General features: G+C 43.1%; 17 protein-coding genes. 14 read left to right on the top strand and 3 right to left on the bottom strand.

The window, feature by feature from the left end; translation table 11 throughout:
• Positions 1 to 62: 62 nt before the first annotated feature.
• Positions 63 to 776, bottom strand: a complete 714-nt coding sequence (gene bglS / locus ACWGXJ_RS21675) for a beta-glucanase (protein ID WP_414126420.1) — start codon at positions 774 to 776, stop codon at positions 63 to 65.
• A 386-nt stretch (positions 777 to 1,162) separates the two neighbouring features.
• On the opposite strand from bglS, the gene ACWGXJ_RS21670 reads away from it, so the two are divergent.
• The 6 genes from ACWGXJ_RS21670 to ACWGXJ_RS21645 all read left to right on the top strand — a co-directional run bounded on the left by ACWGXJ_RS21670 (position 1,163) and on the right by ACWGXJ_RS21645 (position 8,554).
• Positions 1,163 to 2,509 (top strand): cellulase family glycosylhydrolase, encoded by a 1,347-nt coding sequence (locus tag ACWGXJ_RS21670; protein ID WP_414126419.1) that lies wholly within the window; start codon positions 1,163 to 1,165, stop codon positions 2,507 to 2,509.
• A gap of 306 nt (positions 2,510 to 2,815) precedes the next feature.
• Positions 2,816 to 3,793 (top strand): LacI family DNA-binding transcriptional regulator, encoded by a 978-nt coding sequence (locus tag ACWGXJ_RS21665; RefSeq protein ID WP_414126418.1) that lies wholly within the window; start codon positions 2,816 to 2,818, stop codon positions 3,791 to 3,793.
• A gap of 164 nt (positions 3,794 to 3,957) precedes the next feature.
• A complete protein-coding gene (locus ACWGXJ_RS21660) occupies positions 3,958 to 5,283 on the top strand; it encodes an ABC transporter substrate-binding protein (protein WP_414126417.1) in 1,326 nt (441 codons plus the stop codon).
• A 61-nt stretch (positions 5,284 to 5,344) separates the two neighbouring features.
• Entirely contained in the window at positions 5,345 to 6,229 is an 885-nt protein-coding gene (locus ACWGXJ_RS21655) for a carbohydrate ABC transporter permease (protein ID WP_414126416.1), read from the top strand.
• On the top strand, positions 6,229 to 7,056 hold the full coding sequence (locus ACWGXJ_RS21650; protein WP_069290469.1) for a carbohydrate ABC transporter permease: 828 nt from the start codon (positions 6,229 to 6,231) through the stop codon (positions 7,054 to 7,056). The genes ACWGXJ_RS21655 and ACWGXJ_RS21650 overlap by 1 nt, the downstream gene beginning before the upstream one ends.
• Before the next feature lie 82 nt (positions 7,057 to 7,138).
• Entirely contained in the window at positions 7,139 to 8,554 is a 1,416-nt protein-coding gene (locus ACWGXJ_RS21645; RefSeq protein ID WP_250260356.1) for a glycoside hydrolase family 32 protein, read from the top strand.
• 75 nt (positions 8,555 to 8,629) lie between these two features.
• Here the strand turns inward: ACWGXJ_RS21645 and ACWGXJ_RS21640 are convergent, their stop codons facing one another.
• A complete protein-coding gene (locus ACWGXJ_RS21640; RefSeq protein WP_250260357.1) occupies positions 8,630 to 9,829 on the bottom strand; it encodes a macrolide family glycosyltransferase in 1,200 nt (399 codons plus the stop codon).
• Between the two features lie 202 nt (positions 9,830 to 10,031).
• Between ACWGXJ_RS21640 and ACWGXJ_RS21635 the strand changes: the two genes are divergently transcribed.
• The 8 genes from ACWGXJ_RS21635 (at position 10,032) to ACWGXJ_RS21600 (ending at position 18,906) form a co-directional block, all read left to right on the top strand.
• Positions 10,032 to 10,226, top strand: a complete 195-nt coding sequence (locus tag ACWGXJ_RS21635; protein WP_061828963.1) for an H-type small acid-soluble spore protein — start codon at positions 10,032 to 10,034, stop codon at positions 10,224 to 10,226.
• A 19-nt stretch (positions 10,227 to 10,245) separates the two neighbouring features.
• On the top strand, positions 10,246 to 10,416 hold the full coding sequence (locus tag ACWGXJ_RS21630) for a hypothetical protein (RefSeq protein WP_165179260.1): 171 nt from the start codon (positions 10,246 to 10,248) through the stop codon (positions 10,414 to 10,416).
• Between the two features lie 250 nt (positions 10,417 to 10,666).
• A complete protein-coding gene (locus tag ACWGXJ_RS21625) occupies positions 10,667 to 11,899 on the top strand; it encodes a sensor histidine kinase (protein ID WP_250266738.1) in 1,233 nt (410 codons plus the stop codon).
• Entirely contained in the window at positions 11,896 to 12,546 is a 651-nt protein-coding gene (locus ACWGXJ_RS21620) for a response regulator transcription factor (protein WP_322161437.1), read from the top strand. The genes ACWGXJ_RS21625 and ACWGXJ_RS21620 overlap by 4 nt, the downstream gene beginning before the upstream one ends.
• 201 nt (positions 12,547 to 12,747) lie before the next feature.
• Entirely contained in the window at positions 12,748 to 14,139 is a 1,392-nt protein-coding gene (locus ACWGXJ_RS21615) for an efflux RND transporter periplasmic adaptor subunit (RefSeq protein WP_452567942.1), read from the top strand.
• Positions 14,136 to 17,246 carry an efflux RND transporter permease subunit gene (locus tag ACWGXJ_RS21610; protein WP_452567582.1) on the top strand — a complete coding sequence of 1,037 codons (3,111 nt, stop codon included), beginning with the start codon at positions 14,136 to 14,138 and terminating at the stop codon, positions 17,244 to 17,246. The genes ACWGXJ_RS21615 and ACWGXJ_RS21610 overlap by 4 nt, the downstream gene beginning before the upstream one ends.
• 174 nt (positions 17,247 to 17,420) lie before the next feature.
• Positions 17,421 to 17,882, top strand: coding sequence for a MarR family winged helix-turn-helix transcriptional regulator (locus ACWGXJ_RS21605; RefSeq protein ID WP_069290461.1), 462 nt, complete (start codon positions 17,421 to 17,423; stop codon positions 17,880 to 17,882).
• The gene (locus ACWGXJ_RS21600; protein WP_250266734.1) at positions 17,869 to 18,906 is read left to right on the top strand and encodes a threonine aldolase family protein; all 1,038 of its coding nucleotides are present in this window, start codon (positions 17,869 to 17,871) and stop codon (positions 18,904 to 18,906) included. The genes ACWGXJ_RS21605 and ACWGXJ_RS21600 overlap by 14 nt, the downstream gene beginning before the upstream one ends.
• A 225-nt stretch (positions 18,907 to 19,131) precedes the next feature.
• Here the strand turns inward: ACWGXJ_RS21600 and ACWGXJ_RS21595 are convergent, their stop codons facing one another.
• Complete coding sequence (locus ACWGXJ_RS21595; protein WP_452567581.1) at positions 19,132 to 19,971, bottom strand: AraC family transcriptional regulator; 840 nt, start codon at positions 19,969 to 19,971, stop codon at positions 19,132 to 19,134.
• Positions 19,972 to 20,052 lie beyond the last annotated feature (81 nt).

Genomic DNA, 20,052 nt, shown 5'->3' with positions numbered 1-20,052 from the left:
AAAAAAACAGGGGGTTTCTCGACAGCCTGACAGCCCCTACAGGGCTGCTTTTGTACTACGGGCTAATTGCTCGTGTATTTTACCCAATCATATTCAGCGTATAGCGGATTCACTCCATTATACGAGCCCAGCCAGTCGTCAACGCCAGTACCATTCCATAAATTCATCATAATCTTGCCTGGCGTGCTTGGTAAGTTTGTAGTTGCCGTATGCTTTAAAACCCCGTCAACATACCACTTAATGTACCCTGGCTGCCAGTCGAAAGCATAGGTGTGGAAGCCTCTTGATGCATCAAAGCCCAGATCAACAATCTTCTCGTGACCACCGACCCCGTTTGTATAATAGTTGAATTGCACTTTTGTCGTGTCTTTGCCTAAAAATTCAATATCTATTTCATCCCATTGCGTGCCATCAGTAGGTCCCGTATACGTAAAGAAGGAAGATACGATCCCAGTATTTTTAGCAGGCTTCATGCTGACCTCGTATAAGCCGTATCTGTAAGTGTTCGTCGATCGATACTCTCCACAGTCAAATTTATTGTACGCAGAACTTGTTAAGCCAAGCTTCATTTTGCCATCGTTCGTAAAATTGACATTATTGGCACGCCAAGTGCAATTAAACATGTTCCCATTGGAATATCCATCCGCCTTTTGCCATGCACCAGAATTGAAACCATTAAGTGGTTCCCAAAAAACATTCCCCGCATAAACGCTTACCGAAAAAAACAGAGAGACAATACCCGTGACCATTAAAGTGAACCAAGATTTCTTCTTCATTTTACACCTCCATAAAAGATTGACCAAACATGAAAGAAACGGCTGGCAATGATACATTATTTCAAGTATTGGCCGGCTTATCGAAAAAATATAAAAGACTTCCATATTTGGTATCTTCATTGTAGCTTGAAATTGAGGCGTAGACTATAGCAAACTTAACGATTGAAAAATAATCTCAAAAAAAACTAAATTTTATCAAGTTGTGGTTTGGAAATGTAAGTTATACAATTAGATGCAAGAAATACAAATAAACGTTATAATTTTCCATTAAGGGAGATGATGATTTTGCAATAGGATAGACTCAGGAAGCGGTGCCACTACATGTTTATACCATTTTATTCTTTTGGCATAATAGTCAATTAAATTTTTGAGGAGGAGGCCTTTCTTTGAAAAAATTAGGTATGGTATGTAAAATAGTTCTGATACTTGTATTCATATTGCCTTTAAAACCGGTGTTTGACCAACATATAGATGCATGGTCAGGTATGCCCATGGGAGAGCTCCATGTCAGGGGCAATCAATTGGTGAACAGCAGCGGAAAACCTGTTGTTTTGAGTGGCTGGCATCAGCCGTCGGGAGCATACTGGACCTATCAAAACAGTAATTATTATCTCAAATTGAATGGTAACAATCGTCATGCAGCAATGTTGGCTTATTTGAAGGATATCACCGACACCTTTACAGACACCAGACCGAAGTATGGAAGCAACCACGGTTGGTATATGAATCAGGTCCGATTGTTTATTGACCGCCAGGATATGGGAGATGTGGCCGCAGGGTCATACAACTTCGCCGGTTTACAGGCAGTTACACAAAATGTGATTATTCCATACATCAATTATGCGAAAACAAAGGGCGTTTATGTTACCCTTGGTCTTGATTTCACTTTGGCTAACGATCAGGGTACAACACAATCCAATTTGGACAAATTTAATCAAATCTGGGGGTATCTTGCCTCGCAGCCTGCTATTAATAGCGCGGATAACGTCATGTTTGAACTGATCAACGAGCCAATTAAGTCGTATGCGAATGGGCATTGGGGAGGCTATCCCGGCGAGAATGATTTTCTTGACCATTGGAATGATCTGAGAAGATTCCAGAACTCTATCATTTCCACGATTCGAAGTAAAGGAGCGGATAATGTCATCTGGGCTGCAGGACTTGGATACAACCAATTTTACAGCCCGGTGGCAAAACACCCGCTGACAGACCCTTTGAACAACTACGGCTATGCTGTCCACTGGTATCCAGGCTACGGAGCTTATGATAACAAGGACAAGCTGCAATCGCAATGGAATTCCAACATTAAGGCGGCAGCTCAAGCCTATCCAATAAATATTACAGAATTTACCTGGTTCAAAACACAGCCCGGCGATTCAGAGTACTGGAATTTGTTTAACGGTTCTAATGATGGATTTGGGAAAAACACGAAGTCCATTTTTACAGCAGCCGGTAATGTCAGCATGACCGCACACATGAATGGCTTTCTGCTGGAATCTGGAGCAAGGAGTTCATTTGCGGACCCAACAGCAGGGTTAAAGTGGGATGGCGATACCCGACGTCAGGCGATGGCCCGCTTCTTGTTTAACTGGTACTATGAGCGTGCACAGGCCTATCCGAGAGCACTACTCCAGAACAGTGAATCAGCAACGGATAATGTGCCTGCGGATGCACCGACTGATGTGCTTACAGATACATACATTAATGCACCGACTGACGCACAATCAGAATGATGTTAATTCTTTCAGCTACCGACAGCCTATCCAATTGGATAGGCTGTCGTATTATTTTATAGAAATGAGAACTCAAAATCACTCAGCAGGCGGTGAACAAATGGAAGAAGAAAGCTCTTCGCGAATTATGTATGAGGATCAGTTTATGAAGTTAGTAGAACTTACTGTAACCTCTAATTTGGGATTCGCAAAGTTCAGTCACCTAACATTTACGTCCATCTTTAGGCTTCCGTTATGTAAGGTTGTTGAAATGATGAGGAGAGAGTATAGTTTGTATGTATTTATTTTGTGCGGGAAGAGGTTAATATGGCGACAATTCATGATGTAGCATTAAAAGCGGGCGTGTCGGTCACAACAGTATCCCGTGTAATGAACAACCGGGGATATATTAGCGAAACTACACGCAAAAAAGTGTTCGACGCAATGGAGGAACTTAATTATCAACCGAATGAAATAGCACGATCCCTATTGCGTAAGCAGTCTAATATTATTGGCCTGATTATTCCCGATGTCTCGCATCCTTTCTTCAGTGAGCTTGCCAATCAGGTTGAGTTCTATGCCTATCAGCAAAACTGCAAGGTCCTGCTGTGCAATTCCCATATGGATCCCGTGAAGGAAAAAGTGTATATCGATATGTTGAAGCGGAACCGGGTGGATGGCATCATTATGGGTAGCCATACATTAGAAGTAGAAGAGTACCGACATTTGAATTCACCGATTGTGACATTTGATAGACAGATTGACCCGTGTATTCCTTACATATCCTCGGATAATTATCGCGGAGGCGAGCTGGCTACGGAGCTGCTCATTAGCAAAGGCTGCCAGAAAATTGCGCATATATGCGGAAATCTGGAGCTGAACATGCTGTCCAATGAGCGGACCCAAGCATTCCGGGATGTCGTGGACAAGCATAATATCCAGCATGTGATCGTTCAAACTGACATGAATGTGTTCGACCAGAAGGAGTACGAGCGAATCATTTCAAAACTCGTTCATGAACATCCCGATGTTGATGGAGTGTTCGCAACAAGTGATATTATTGCGGCTTTTGCGCTGAAAGAATATATTCGCGCTGGAAGGCATGTGCCAGAGAATGTGCGCATTGTAGGCTTCGATGATGTAAGCGTTGCTTCCTGGCTGACGCCGGAACTTACATCGGTAAGACAGCCGATTGCAGACATCGGCAGACTGGCGGTCGAGCTGATCCGCAGGCAGGCGGAAGGGGAGCAGGTACAACCTGTCAATCTGCTGCCTGTTGAACTAATTGAGCGTGCAACGACCTGAATGAAAATCTGTTCCTCTAACAAGGGGAACAGATTTTTTTTAGTACATGTTAAAAATTCAACATGTCAAACGATTGACACAAGTTAAACCCTTGACATATAATCCGTTTGTAAGCGTTTTATTTAAGTGTTCAGAGCCATTATATAAATAAGGGGATGACAACAATGAGGAAATTCAAAAGAGTTCAATGGATGGTAATGCTGCTCCTTTTGGTTATGGTGGTGTCTGCATGCAGTGGCTCCGGAGGAGAAGGTAATTCGGCTTCTGGAGGGGGATCAGGGGATTCGAAAAATGTGAAAATTACGCTTTTGAACTCCAAAGGTGAAATCCTTCCACAGCTGGAGGAAGCCGCGAAGGCGTTCCAGAAAGACAATCCGGGCATTACTGTTGAAATCCAGCCGGTTCCGACTGGTGGATCTCCTTTTGAGCGTGCCTCTGCCTTGTATGCATCAGGAAACCCGCCGACCATGATCATGCTAGATACAGGTGATGTTGAGAAATTTAAGGACCGTATCCTCGATCTAAGCGGGGAAAAGTGGAATGCGGACACTGTTGAAAGCGCTACCACCGCTACGACATTTGATGGTAAAAATTACGCGTTTCCACTGGCTGTTGAAGGCTACGGATTCATTTACAATAAAGCCGTTGTAGATAAAGCGGTAGGCGGAAGCTTTGATCCCACCACAATTAAAACCCGAAATGACCTTGAAAAACTGTTTCAGCAAATCGAGACATCCGGAAAGAAAGCACTGGTGATTTCATCAATGGACTGGTCCCTGGGCGCTCATTATTTGCCTCTTGCTTATGCAGGCCAGAACAAAGACATGGCTGAAGTGGACAAATTCATGGCGTCACTAAAAGCGGGCCAGGCGGACTTGGCTAATAATCCTGTATTTAACGGACTTATGGATACATTCGACGTCATGATGAAATACAATATCGATCAGGCTTCTCCGCTAGCAGGAACTTATGAACGCGGACCGGAACTGCTCGGCAAAGGTGAAGTTGGCATTTGGTTCATGGGCAACTGGGCATGGCCGCAAATCAACAGTTTTGATACCGCTAACAAAGAATATGGTTTTCTGCCTGTACCCATCAGCAACAATGCCGATGACTACGGCAATCAGGAAATTTCGTCTGCTGTATCCAAGCGCATTGTTATTGACAAGGAGAAGGCTACTCCAGAACAGCAAGAGGCGGCGAAGAAGTTCCTGAACTGGATCGTCTATGAAGAGAAAGGCCAGGATTTCCTCGTGAACCAAGCAAACATTATCCCGGCGTTCAAAAATATTACACTGCCTGCGGCCGATCCGCTTGGCAAGTCCATCCAGGATTATATCGCAAAAGGCAAGTCAGAGCAGTCGATGAGTATGCTGCCTGCCGACCACTGGTCCAAGACAGGATCTTCCATGCAAAAGTATCTGGCGAAACAGGGCGATCGTGCAACACTGGTTAAAGAAATCGAAAACTACTGGAAGACCGTAAAATAAGGTTGTTTTCAAATTACCCGGAATAGAGAGAGAAATCAGGGACAAAGAGAGGGGGGTCATCATGATTGCGGAAAAAGGAGTATGGAATCGGCTGCGGACGCGGCTGCTGTTTACCGGACCAACCTTGTTTGCCTTCATAACGGTAATGATCATTCCATTTTTGTACGGCATCTATCTGACGTTCACAAACTGGGATGGTATTTCCACCACACTATCGCTGGTTGGCGTCCAAAACTATCTGGCTGTTTTTAGAGATATTGAGTTTTGGACATCGTTCAGCTTGACGCTCAAGTATGTGTTTTATACCGTTGTTCTTATCAATGTGATCGCTTTTATGCTGGCTTATGTGCTGACAAAAGGGTTAAAAGGACAGAGTATTTTCCGGGCGGGATTTTTCCTGCCCAACCTTGTCGGCGGCATTGTACTCGGTTTTATATGGCAGTTTATATTCAACAACGTGCTTGTCTATTTGGGACAACATGCCAGCATACAGTCGCTCAGCACGACTTGGCTGGCTGATCCCGACAAAGCGTTCTGGGCACTCGTGATTGTAACCGTGTGGCAGAACGCAGGTTACATGATGGTCATTTACATCGCAGGGTTGACTGGTGTCCCGAATGATATTATGGAGGCCGCAAGCATTGATGGGGCAAACAGCTGGACCAGACTGCGGAAAATGGTGCTGCCCTTGATGGTTCCTTCTTTCATCGTATGTATATTCTTGTCCCTGCAGCGCGGATTTATGGTCTATGACGTGAACCTTGCGCTCACGAAAGGTGGGCCGTTTAGCAGTACTCAAATGGTGTCGATGCATGTGTATGAAAAGGCATTCCTTTCCCGTGATTATGGTGTGGGGCAGGCAGAAGCATTCGTGTTGTTCCTGATGGTTGCTCTCATCACTCTGCTTCAGGTTTATTTTAGCAAGAAGTTGGAGGTGGAGGCGTAATGACAAGAAAAAGAATTGCTTCCTCCGTGATCAAATTCATTGTGCTGACAGTCATACTCATATTGTTCATCGTACCTTTCGTCTTTTTGCTGATCAATTCGTTCAAGGAAAACATGGCCATCACCTCAAATCCGTTATCGCTTCCAGAGAGCTTCAGTACGGTCAATTATATGAATGCATTTGATAAAATGAATTACATCGCTGCCTTCACCAACTCATTGGTCATAACGGTGTTAAGTGTTCTGTTTATTTCACTGTTTGCGGCGATGACGGCTCATTATTTTGTCAGAAACAACACCAAGTTCAACCAATATACATTTATGCTGATGGTTGCATCCATGATCATTCCATTCCAGGCTATCATGATTCCATTGGTGAAAATCTACGGATCACTTGATCTACTGAACAGCAAGTGGTCGCTGATTTACATGTATATCGGTTTTGGCAGCTCGCTGGCCGTCTTCATTTATCATGGTTTTGTAAAGAGTATTCCAAAGGAACTGGAGGAAGCGGCGCTAATTGACGGCTGCACGCGGTTTCAGACATTCTTCCGGATTGTGTTTCCGGTACTGATGCCCACGACTGCCACCATTTCCATTCTCAATGTACTGTGGATCTGGAATGATTTTCTGTTGCCGTCCCTTATTCTTGTCGATCCGGAGCAAAGGACACTTCCGTTGTCCACGTACAACTTTTATGGAACCTATACAGTGGATTATGGTCCATTGATGGCAAGTTTGGTACTGACGATATTTCCGATCATTATCATCTATCTGTTCGCCCAGAAGTATATTATTCAGGGTGTTATGCAAGGCTCGATTAAATAACTGCAGGGGAGGATGCTTTATCAAACAGACTAGAACGTATACGAGAGAGCGTGCAGATCAATTTATTTCCCAATCGAAGCATATGCTTCGGCCAGATTATCGGCTGCACTACCATTTAATGGCTGAATTGGGCTGGATGAATGATCCGAACGGCTTCATTCAATATAACGGGCAATATCACTTGTTCTATCAACATTACCCGTATAAATCAGTATGGGGACCGATGCACTGGGGACATGCAGTCAGCCGCGATCTTATGAAGTGGGATTATCTACCGATCGCTTTGGCACCGGACGGTGAGTTCGACCAGGATGGTTGCTTCTCTGGCAGTGCGATTGAGCAGGACGGAAAGCTTGTCCTGATGTATACCGGACATGTTGTAACCGGGCCTGACAAAGATCAGGATTACAAGCAGTCGCAGGGAATTGCAGTATCAGAAGACGGAATAACGTTCGAAAAGTGGGAGGGCAACCCAGTTATCGGTTATGACGCTATACCGGACACGATCAGCCGTAAAGACTTCCGTGACCCTAAGGTGTTCAGGCACGAAGATCAATATTACGCCGTTCTCGGTTCTAATGATGCCAAAGGGAACGGACTTGTACTGCTTTACCGTTCTGAAGACCTGAAAAGCTGGACGTATGTCAATGTACTAGCCGTGAGTGACGGACGCTTTGGCGATAATTGGGAGTGTCCAGATCTGTTCCCGCTCGGTGGTCGGCACGTATTTATGCTATCCCCGCAGCGCATGCCTGCACAGGGAGAGGCTTACCGCAATCTGCATTCAACCATGTACGGTATAGGTGATTTCAATTCCGCTGCCGGAACATTTACGGCAGAGCGGTATGCTCAGGTGGATCACGGATTCGATTTCTATGCCCCACAGTCAACCTTGGATTATAAAGGGCGGCGTATCGTTATCGGATGGATGGATATGTGGGAGTCGGAGATGCCGACTCAGGAGGGGCACCATTGGGCTGGTGCGATGAGTCTTCCGCGGGAAGCGGTTATCGACGGCGCCAGGCTGCTGTTCCGGCCACTTGAAGAGGTAAAGAATTACCGATGCAATCTGTTCGAGCAGCGGGATATCTTACTGACAGGTGAGCAAATTATGGACACGCGCGGAGATAGCTACGAACTGAAGGTCGTATTTGAGTTTGAGTCCAGTAACACCGATGAATTCGGTTTGAAACTGCGGGTGGGTAACGAAGAGGAGACTGTACTGTCGTATCGTCCTGATGACGGTCTGTTCCGTTTTAACCGTGAGCGTGCCGGTATCGGCCCGGGTGGAGAGAGAAGAGTGCCTTTGGGCTTAAACGAGGGCCGCCTGGAGCTTCGGGTTTTTGTCGATAAAAGCTCGGTTGAAATATTCATCGGCGACGGTGAATACGTCCTCACAGGAAGAGTGTATCCCGGAATGGAATCAACAGGTATTCGTGCATTTGCGAACGGAAACTGTACGATTGCCTCGTTCCAGAAGTGGGATATCCTCGCATAGAATCGCATACAAACAGGAACCTGACCGTGGATGGTCAGATTCCTGTTTTTTTGTGGCCATTTTGCTCGTGTGATTTTAGGCGCGCTTATGTTGCAGATAAGCATCAAGATAAGCATCAATTTTTGCGAGAGCTTCTTTTGTACCGCCGGATTGCTGGAAGCTGTCATTTATTTTTTGTACGCCCTCTTTATACGCTGCGTTTGACACTACCTCATGTACGGCATCTCTTAACGTTTGTGTATTGATTTGATCCTTAGTTATTCGATAGCCCGCTTGAAGTTCCGTTAACCGCTGCGCGACCATGGGCTGATCCTTGTCCTGAGGCAGCACGACCAAGGGTACATTAAAGTGAATTCCTTCATTTACACTGTTCATTCCACCATGAGTAATAAATACATCTGAATGACGTAATACCTCCAATTGAGGAACATAAGACGAGATGATAAAGTGCTCAGGAGCCGGGTTAATTTTGGTAAAGTCAGCTTTCTCGCCAGCTGCAATCACGACGATGCCTTCAAAATCGGAAAAAGCCTCAATGCAGGTGTTAAAAAAGTCTTCAGTGTGGTCCAGCACAGTTCCCATCGAAATATATAAAACCTTTTTACCCTGTAGTCTGTCCAGCGGGAATGAATTTTCTCCTTTGCGCTCCGGGAAGCTGGGGCCAATAAAAAGATGCTCTTCCCCAAATTGTTCACCATTCGGTTGAAAATATCTGCTCGTATATACAACATTCAAAGCTCCTGAATTGTTCATAAATTGAACCAGATCTTTGGGAGCAACACCGAACCTTTCTTTCATGAGATGCAGTGAAGACGTGACTTGTTCATCAGGCTGAAACGGTACTTTAGCGTCGGAGCGGAAGAGATTGGCAGCCATCAGATGATTTGAAATGAGAAAAGATGGGGATGAAGAAATGCCTGGAATATTCAAATAATCTCTTACTAATTCACCAGCTCCGAATCGATCATAGAACACCAAGTCAAATTGAATATGCTCGGACAGCTCCTGAGTGATGGCTAAGATGTCCATCGAAGTCTGGATATGAATATTCATAAATGCGTTCAGTCCTGCCGGAGTGTTGGTATCAATGGAAGCAGTCCTGACCAGATCAGGATGCAGGTGAACCTTCGCTCCAACTGCTTCGAGTCTATTCTTGTATTTCTCAGTTGTAATGTAATGAACCTGATCCCCTCGTGCTGCAAAGGCTTGCGTGATCCCAAGCGTGGGGTTTACATGTCCTTCTGCCGGAAAGTTAACCATTAATACGTTTAACATTCATCATTACTCCTTTCCTTCTCTTTCATTTAAGATGCAGTTTTCACTGAATCTCTTAATCCATAATAACAATAATATTTATTTTTTCAAATGATATCCTTTCATGATCGTGAAACACATGTTGGCATGAAATGTGTATAACAAATATTTAACTCGTGCATAGTAAAGGCGAACTCTACTTAGCAAGGGAGGTTTTTTCTAAGTGAATGTTCAAAGAGCGCAAGAAATAGCGTCCTCTTCCATTATGGCGAATGTGTTGTGTGATGGGTTACCCATTTATATTCAGCATGTGAACGAGCAGAGTGAGACGGCACGCATTTATGCGCTGAACAATCCGGAAGAGGAACGGGAAGTACCTTTGTACACGTTAACGGAACGAGATCAGGCACTGGAATAAGAAAGGAGCGCTATGAATAATGAAACCCAATCAACAGAAAGAAATCGAGGCAGACCGCTTGAATTTTCGTGACCAGACGGATGATGTGGTTAGAGAAGTACCGGCCACGACGGATGCCAGCGAAGCCGTTGCAGCAATAACTTCACATATCAATAAATACGATGTACCGGATGAGTTGGAGGAGAAATAGAGAATGACCAAGCGCGCACAGGATAACCTGTTGCGTGCTTTTTATATGACACATATTTGGCTGGAGTCGAACAAATAGTATTTAATGCCCAAACGTACAAATGATATTGCCCATGTGTACGTTTTTTTCTGTTTGTTTTTTTGTAAAATAATAATAAATGATTTCTGTCCAAACTAAATTGACCAGGTCGTCATAGCGGCGTTGTCTCTAATAAGTTGAAAAGCCGAATTCAGAATTGTAGGAGGGAATTATGATTGATGTATTCAATGAACAGATTCAAAATCTAGATCCGGAAATAAGTGAAGGTGAATTTGAGAAGAAAGATATTTCAAAAGTATTAACTATAATATGGATTTTTATAATTTATAGTGAGTCTGTCATTCTTCAACATTTGTCTAGTGGTCTAAATCTGCTGCAAAGTGTCTTATTCACTGTAATCATCATATTGCACATCCTCTTGTACTTGCATGCTCATAGAGTTGCAAAATATTTTTCATGGGCTTATTTTGTTGTGCAAGGGGGATTGATCTTTTCAAGTGCATTTCTTCTACCTGACAGTTTTTCGATTGTACTGGTTGGGTTAATGCCAATTTTGGTGGGTCAGAGTATAGGTATTTATTACAAGCCGCTTAAGGTCATTCTTGTATTTTTGATCTCCTATGTACTTTTTTGTGTAGCTGTGGTCTGGCATAATGATGGCAGGCAGTTTGTGTTGTTCATCCCGCTATTTTTTCTAATTGCAGTTGTTATAGTAGCTTATGCCGTTCTTTTTCTCAAACAAGTCAAAGCACGAATCCGAACGCAAAACGTTCTTAAAGAACTTGAAATCGCACATCAAAAGGTCGAAGAACTTACAATTGCTAACGAACGACAACGTATGGCCCGTGATCTTCATGATACGCTGGCTCAAGGGCTTGCTGGGCTAATCATGCAACTTGAAGCCATTGATGCCCATCTGACAAAAGGGAGTACGCAAAGAGCTCAGGAGATCGTCCAACAATCGATGTCACAAGTGCGAAGAACATTGTCTGATTCAAGGCGAGCTATAGACAATCTGCGTTCGAAAACCATCTCGGAAGTTGATTTTGCAGAAGCAGTGGAGGAAGAAATACAGCGATTTACAATGGCTACGAGCATTCGTGTAATACGCAACATCAAAATTAAAGCTTCCGTCCCCAGACTGTTGTTCGAACATGGATTGTTTATTATAAGCGAGTGTTTAACCAACGTAGCGAAACATTCACATGCTAATACCGTATGGATTCATATTTTAGATAAAGAAGGCATGATTGAAATTGAGATTCGCGATGATGGAAAAGGATTTGATACGGATATTATTGCCAAGCAAACAGGGCATTACGGAATAATAGGCATACATGAACGTGTACGGATGCTGGGTGGAAAAATCAATATCAGCAGTATATTTCAAGAAGGTACAGCTATAAAAATAGAGGCGCCTCTTACTAAAGGAGACCTATCATGAAATACAAGATTTTAATCGTCGACGATCATTGGGTAGTTAGAGAAGGATTAAAGCTGGTGCTGGAGACCAATGACAGTTATGAAGTGATTGGTGAAGCTGGAGAAGGTGTAACGGCTCTTAAATTGATCGAAGAACTTCAGCCGCATGTCATATTGTTGGATTTATATATGCCACAAATGAGTGGTTTGGAAACCATGAAAGCCCTCAGAGAAAAACAAAATGAAACACCAGTCATTATCCTGACGACCTATAACGAAGATGATTTAATGATTAAGGGACTCTCTTTGGGGGCAAAAGGATATTTACTAAAAGATACCAGTCGAGAAAACTTATTTCGCACTATTGAGTCTGCGCTAAGGGGTGAAACGCTGCTTCAGCCAGAAATAACAGCAAGGGTATTTGCTGCTACGAATAAGAGAGAAGCTGAGATAGAATCACACGAAAGAAACTTAATTCTGACTGATAAGGAAAGACACATATTAAAGTCTGTTGCACATGGTTTTAAAAGTAAGGAAATTGCGTTTGATATGGGAATTTCCGAGCGTACCGTAAAGGCACATTTAACGAATATTTATAACAAGCTTGGTGTTGATTCCAGATCCGAAGCCGTTGCCGTTTCGTTGGAACGTGGTATTTTACAGCTTTAGAAATAATAACTGAAAATATGTTATTTATTTGCCCAGTCGTACATAAGGTGCTTGCCCCTTTGTACGATTTTTTTGTTTGTTCATTGTTATAACATGAAAAAAGGATGAAAAAGTTTACTTGACCCACGGGTTGCTGATAGCACCTTTAGAAGAGAGAATCAGAGAGGATGACATTAGTTGAAGAGAAAAGAAATCAGGATAATGATTGCAGGGGTTGCATTAGCTTTAGTAGCTTCCGGTTGCTCCAGTGCATCGGAGAACTCTGTAACAGAAGCCAGTCACCCGGTGAAAATTGAGAAACTTGCAATGAAACCTTTGGCCAATGATTTTAATTTGGCGGGAACATTGCAGGCAAGTAATGAGGCTAATGTTTCCTTTGAAGCGGATGGACGTATATTGAACACTATGGTCGAAGTTGGGGATTCAGTAGAAAAAGGGAGTGTCCTTGCGAAGCTAGATACATCTGCTTACCAGTTACAGCTAGATCGGGCAAAGGCAACCATGGAAAAGGCAAAGGCTGGTGTTAGCCAAGCGGAGGCTACTGTCCAATCGGCCCAGGCGGGCATTCATAGTTCACAATCCCAGGTCAACGCGGCCCAATCCAAATTGCAGGAATTGAACAATGGCGCCAAAAAGCAGGAGATTGCACAGTCTCAAAATGCGGTTACTGTAGCAACTAATAATTATAACAAGAAGAAAGCGGATGCCGCACGGTCCCAAAGTCTATTCCAGGCAGGTGCAGTATCATTAACGGAAAATGAGAATGCGCAGCTGGAATTAGCAAACGCACAAAAAAGCTTAAGTGATGCGCAAGAGAAATTGTCTCTTTTGCTTGCAGGGGCATCCCAGGAAGAGCGTGCCCAAGCTTCGGCCGGCGTAGATCAGGCCAGGGCAGGGCTGGAATCGGCTAGGGCTACTATACAACAAGGGCTAGCCAGTAAAGCTCAGGCGCAGGCTACCTATGAAGATGCATTGGCTGCTTATGAACAGTCATCCTTATCACTGAAAAAAGCTACTTTAACTTCCCCGATCACGGGTGTTGTGATTGAAAAAAAGATATCTGATGGTCAACTGGGCTCCAGCGGGAGTGAGGCATTTGTTGTCGGGAATATCAAGACTTTAAAAGTACTCCTCCCCGTACCGGACAGTGAAATCTTATCGTGGAAGAAAAACCAAAAAGTAAATATATCTCTCTACGATGAAATTAGAACAGGGACCGTTACTCAGATCTATCCATCGACTAACTTCAAAACGGGAAGCATCAATGTGGAAGTTAGCATTCCCAATCCCGAACTGAATTGGAAACCTGGTCAAGTCATAAGCGCATCTAAAAGCATGAATCAAAACGAAGCGCTTTTAGTGCCCGTAGAGGCCGTAATTAGTACGGGAAATGATCCTTATGTCTTTAAAGCTGTAAACGGAAAAGCCGTCAAAACACCGATTAAACTGGGGAAAGTGACTAATAATCAGCTCGAAGTGGTCTCTGGATTACAGGCAGGCGATCAAATCGTTACACAAGGAGCAGGAACCTTATTTAATGGTGATTTAATTGGGAATGACGTACTTGAGAAATCGGAGGAGTCGTCCGAATGATTAAATATATCGTTAAAAAACAAAAAATTACACTCATTTTCTTTGGCATGTGCATTGTGCTAGGGCTCTACAATTTTACATCGTTACCTAAACAAGAGCAGCCCGATGTTATTCCCTTGTCAGCCAGTGTTACAACCATCTATCCGGGCGCCTCACCCGAAAGAATCGAGCAAACCATTACTAAGGTCATGGAACAGAAAATTAAAGCCGTACAAGGTGTCAAAACGATTTCTTCCACTTCATCTAAAGGCCAATCCAGTATAACTGTAGAAGCTTTTGAAGATGCAGACCCGACAAAGGTATGGGCTGATCTTCGTACAAAGGTACAGGATGCACAGTCCGAGCTTCCAGATGATGCGATGCAGCCGGTTATCAATGATAGCATGACAAGCTCTTTCATTGGTTCATATGCGATTACTTCTGATAAAATTGAGAATTTATACTCGTTGAATGAATTGATGAACAAATGGAAAGATCAATTAAAAACGGTCTCGGGTGTTTCGCAAGTTAATATTCAAGGAATACCAGATCAAGAAGTACGAATCAGTTTAGACACACAAAAGATGCAACAATATAACATCTCCTGGGAGCAGGTTGTTCAAGCAATCAAAAATGAGAATGAAAGAGTTCCTACAGGTAGTATGGATTTCAATGAGCGTACTTATCAGCTGACGGTAAATGCCTCTACCGATCCATCCATTCTAAATAACGTCCAGATTTCAAGCAATGACGATGGATTCCCGATATCTCTGAAAGATGTAGGGACAGCCTCACTTGTTTTTAAAAAAGCAGCTAGTTATACGTATGTGAATAACAAGCCTGCTATTTCGATCAGTGTGAGCGGAGATACAGGCACAGACGTGCCAACAGTATCTAAAGCGACTACAGCCAAAATCAATGAACTTGTGAGCAGTTTGCCGAAGAATGTACATTTTGAGCTGCTTTTTGCGCAAAATGATCGAGTAGATGAAATGTTTGGAAACCTGACCAAAGAGATGATCATCGCTATTATATCGGTCATTGTTATATGTACATTAGGTTTAAATTTGCTGACTTCTGCATTTGTGGCCTTGGCCATTCCTGTTTCCATCGCCATCGGCTTTATTTTCTTGCCCACAACAGGAATCACGCTGAATCAAATTTCAGTCATCGGATTAATCATCGTGCTAGGGATATTGGTTGATGATGCCGTCGTGGTCAATGACAATATTGAACGCCGACGCACTGAATTTGGGGAAGATGCTACGGAGGCAGCCATTAAAGGAACGAAAGAGGTATCCTTATCAATCATTACAGCTACACTAGCTACGGTTGCAGCATTTGCCCCGCTTTTATTCCTGCCGGGCACCATTGGTGACTTTATTAAACCGATACCTACCGTTATTTCGTTAACGATGCTGGCTTCCATGATTATGTCATTAACGATCATTCCTATTTTCCGTCAATGGTATGATCAACGTCGTAAAGGAAAAGAGAGTAGTAGGACAGTTAAGCCACCTGGACTTCTGGGGAATCAAATCCAGTCTCTATCCAATGTGTACTCTAAAAACTGGATGCCAAGAATACTGCGCCGCCCACTTTTAACAGCGCTTATTGGTCTTATGATGGGTACAGCAGCTTATGGACTACTTGCTGTTGTTCCTATTGAGTTATTTCCGGATTCCGATCAAGCGGATGCCACGATCAGTGTAACGATGCCAGAAGGAACATCGTTGCAGGCAACCAATCAGGTTATTAACGAGATTGGCATGTGGGTCAAAAAACAGCCAGAAACAGAGCGGTTGGCGGCAACGGCAGGTGGAGGAGCGCCTCAGCTGTACAGCGATGTTGCAGGTGGTCACGGCTCTGGGGGAGCGGTAAACGGCCAAATTGCTGTCGTTGGAAAAGAGGGGCTATTTGATCTCAAAAAAACAGTGGATAACTGGACCCATACGCTACAAGCTAAATATCCATCTGCATTAATCAGCATTCGCGTTCCCCAATTAGGTATTCCGGTCGGCAGTGCGGTGTCTATCCGTATAAAAGGAGAAGACATGGATAAGCTGCAAAACATGACAACTAAAGTCAAAGAAATCGTTGCGGGAACCCCCGGAGCTGTAGATGTGACCGATAATATGGGTATGCAAAGCTATAATCTGAATTTCCAAATTAATCAGCAAGCCTTGGATAAATATCAGGTTAGCTATTCCGATTTAACGCGTACTTTGCTATTAATGGGTGACGGTGTGAACGTAACGGATTTTGATACGGGTAAGGAATTGCTTGATGTCAATATATACATGAACAAACCAAACCATGATCCTGAGGTATTATTCCAACAATTAAGTGTGAACAATGCGGCAAGGGAGCAAATCCCCTTATCCCAATTAGCCACGATGAAACCGGACTTTTCCATCCAACAAATCCACCGCTATGATCTGGAACGGACGGTAACGATCTCAGCCAATGGAAATGGGCGTACAGCTACAGAACTCACTAATGATATCCGTAGCAAACTTACAAATACCCAGTTTGAACCAGACTACACCTGGGAGATGGGAGGGGAAACATCCGCGCAGTCTGATATGTTTAAGGATTTGGGCAAATTAGCTGTGATTGTTATTTTTCTTATTCTCCTCTTAATTACCATGCAGTTTTACTCGGTTTCCACACCGCTCATTATTATGACCACTGTTTATCTGGCAGCGGCAGGGGGAATCCTTGGAAGTTTTATTTCGGGGATGCCAATTGGATTCATGAGTATTATGGGTATCATTTCACTTGCTGGTATTGTCGTGCGAAACGGTATCGTGCTGATAGAGTTTATTGAAGATGCGCGGCGTGAAGGCGCTGATTTAACAGACGCCATTCTAATGGCATGCTCTGCCCGTTTCCGTCCGATCTTGCTTACTTCGCTAACTGCGATTGTGGGTATGATCCCTATTGCCACAATAGGCGAGATCTTGTTCAAACCGTTGGCAACGACCATTATTTTCGGACTGATTTTTTCAACTATTTTAACTTTGTTTGTAGTTCCGACGCTGTATATGGTCGTAGCTCATCTGAAGCTGAAACGGAAGCATAAGAAGGAAAAGGCTATAAATAGCGATAGCTCAATGACCTTGTAGGTAAATATAGAAAAGAATATACTTCATTATCTCCTTATTACTATGAAATCGTGCATTAGACGAGTGTCTTAATGTACGATTTTTTCTTTGTCGATATTGATTATTATTTCATTGACAGAGTCCACAAAAATCATTACTATAATTGTTGCAAAAGTCCACTAAATTGGGGGAGTTATGATCAATATAGATGCTAATATCATAGCGGATATGAGGCGTTTTAATCGATTCTATACGAATATACTGGGTGTTTTAGATAGACATGTGCTGGATAGCGGATATTCCTTTACCGAGGCCCGTGTCATTATAGAGATCGGGTTGATCGAGCCCTGTATTGCGAATACTCTAGTCGAATCTCTTAAAATTGATCGCAGCTATATGAGTAGGATCATTGCAAAATTTTGCAAAGAGGGCTTTCTTGTTAAGGAAAATTCAACGTTGGATAATAGAACAAATCTGATTCGTTTGACTCCTAAAGGAAAAGTGTTCTACAACCAACTGAATGAAAGGTCTGATGAACAAATTCTAAAATTAGTTCAAGGACTTTCAGAAGAAGAGATTAAGGAATTACATGCTTCTATGTTGTTAATTCAGAAGAAATTGGATAATTTGGAGAGGATACAGAATGATACGATTTGAATGCGACTATACCGAAGGTGCTCATGAGCGCATATTAAAGCGACTACTGGAGACTAATGATGAACAAACTCCAGGTTATGGTGTCGACGATCATTGTGAAAAAGCCAGAGCATATATTAAAGAAGCATGTGACTCCCCAAATGCGGATGTACACTTTTTGGTTGGAGGTACACAGACCAATACCACCGTCATTTCTTCTATTCTGCGTCCGCATCAAGGCGTCGTTGCTGCAGTTTCTGGACATATTGCCGTACATGAGACCGGAGCGATTGAAGCTATTGGGCATAAAGTACTTACTTTGCCAAGTGATGATGGGAAAATTCGGGCCGAGCAGGTAAAGGAGCTATATGACGCTCACTGGAATGATGCCGCTCCTGAGCATAGTGTACAGCCCGGGATGGTTTATATTTCCCAACCTACTGAAAATGGAACGATTTATAGCAAATCAGAGCTGGAAGCATTAAGTAGAGTCTGTCAAGAGTGTGGTTTACCACTGTTTATAGATGGAGCCCGATTAGGCTATGGCTTGGTGGCCGAAGATAGCGACGTATCTTTAGCAGATATAGCAAAGCTATGCGATGTATTTTATATTGGCGGGACCAAAATTGGAGCCTTGATGGGAGAAGCAGTAGTCATTCTAAATGATACATTGAAAAAAGATTTTCGATATATGATCAAGCAAAAAGGAGGACTGCTGGCTAAGGGAAGAATGTTAGGCATTCAATTCGAAACTTTGTTTGAAGACGGTTTATACGTTGAAATTTCCAAACACGCTATAGATATGGCAATGCTGCTTCAAAACGGATTATCTGAGCAAGGTTTTTCTTTTCAATACCGTTCTACAACCAATCAGCAGTTTCCGATTTTGCCAGATCGTATACTAAAGACATTGAGTGAAAAATATACTTACTCCTTTTGGGAAAAGGTTGATGATGCACATAGTGCTGTTCGATTCTGTACCAGTTGGGCTACAAAGAAAGAAAATGTTGCAATGCTGATTCAGGATATTAAAGCATTGCGATAAAGGTCATAGAAAGAGTAATTTATATAATTTTAAAGATGTAAAATGACTATGGAATAGCCATACTTCGTTGCATGCATTGCAGCGAAGTATGGTTTTTTTTGTGCATTTTACTTATTCCAAAGCGGCTTGTCTTTAGTTCCATGAAAGAGCAAGTGGATATAAAAATGGAAAAACAAGACAAGAGCGGATGTATAAAGTCGGCGTCTAATTCTTTACACTGAATATCTACCGAACCTGCTTGCGGTACTGAAGAGGGGAGAGCCCAGTTATTTTTTTAAAGATTTTATTAAAGTGGGAAGCATGACCGAACCCCACTTCCTCTGCAATATCCTGAATTTTGTCTTTGGTGGTTCGAAGTCTTGTTTGGGCCGCTCTGACCCTCACTACGCGGATGTATTCGCTGAAATGAAAACCAGTCAACTTTAGAAAGATACGGCTTAGGTAAGCTGGACTAATGAAGAAGCATGCGGCCACTTGTTCGAGAGTTAACGGTTCATTGTAATGATCCTGGATAAAAGAAGAAATTTCCGTGATTTTTTGATGCATGGGATGAGAGGAAACAGGTTCACTACGCTCGATTGCTTCCGATCGGTGCACCAGGATCAGCATTTCTAGCAGTAAATGCTGTACGCAACGGTCATGGAGAGGCTGCTTATTCCTGCATTCGGTATTCATCTGTAGGAATAAACGTTCAACCTCCACTTGCTCTCTCGCAGGTAAGCGAAGTAGCGAGGATTGCTGATACGGCGGCAGGTCAAGAATGTCATGATCCTGCTGTGGGAGAAACGTCGGAGAAAAATGAATCAAAATGCGCTCTGTTTCCTGCAATTGCGTACTGGCAGTAGAGTGCAAGTCATGAGGAAGGATGAATATCAGATCCCCCTTGCGAGCGGTGTATACCTTGCCATTCATAAAATAGATGCGTTCGCCTCGCAGTAAGAGATACAGCTCATAGTTCTCGTGGACATGAGGCCGGGGCATAACTGTGAAACCGGTACGATAGATGTGATGAATGGAGAATTGTTGTTCGCCAATGACATATTTATCTTCTTTCATTTCATTCATGTGCTTCTTCCTTTACAAATTAAGATAAGTAAGCGCATTCATATACCACCAGTATATATGACAACCTGCCAATGATAAAAG

The organism is Paenibacillus sp. S33, from assembly GCF_053615415.1.
Note: the sequence above shows the minus strand (reverse complement) of the source record. Positions and strands in the feature narration are given on the sequence as shown.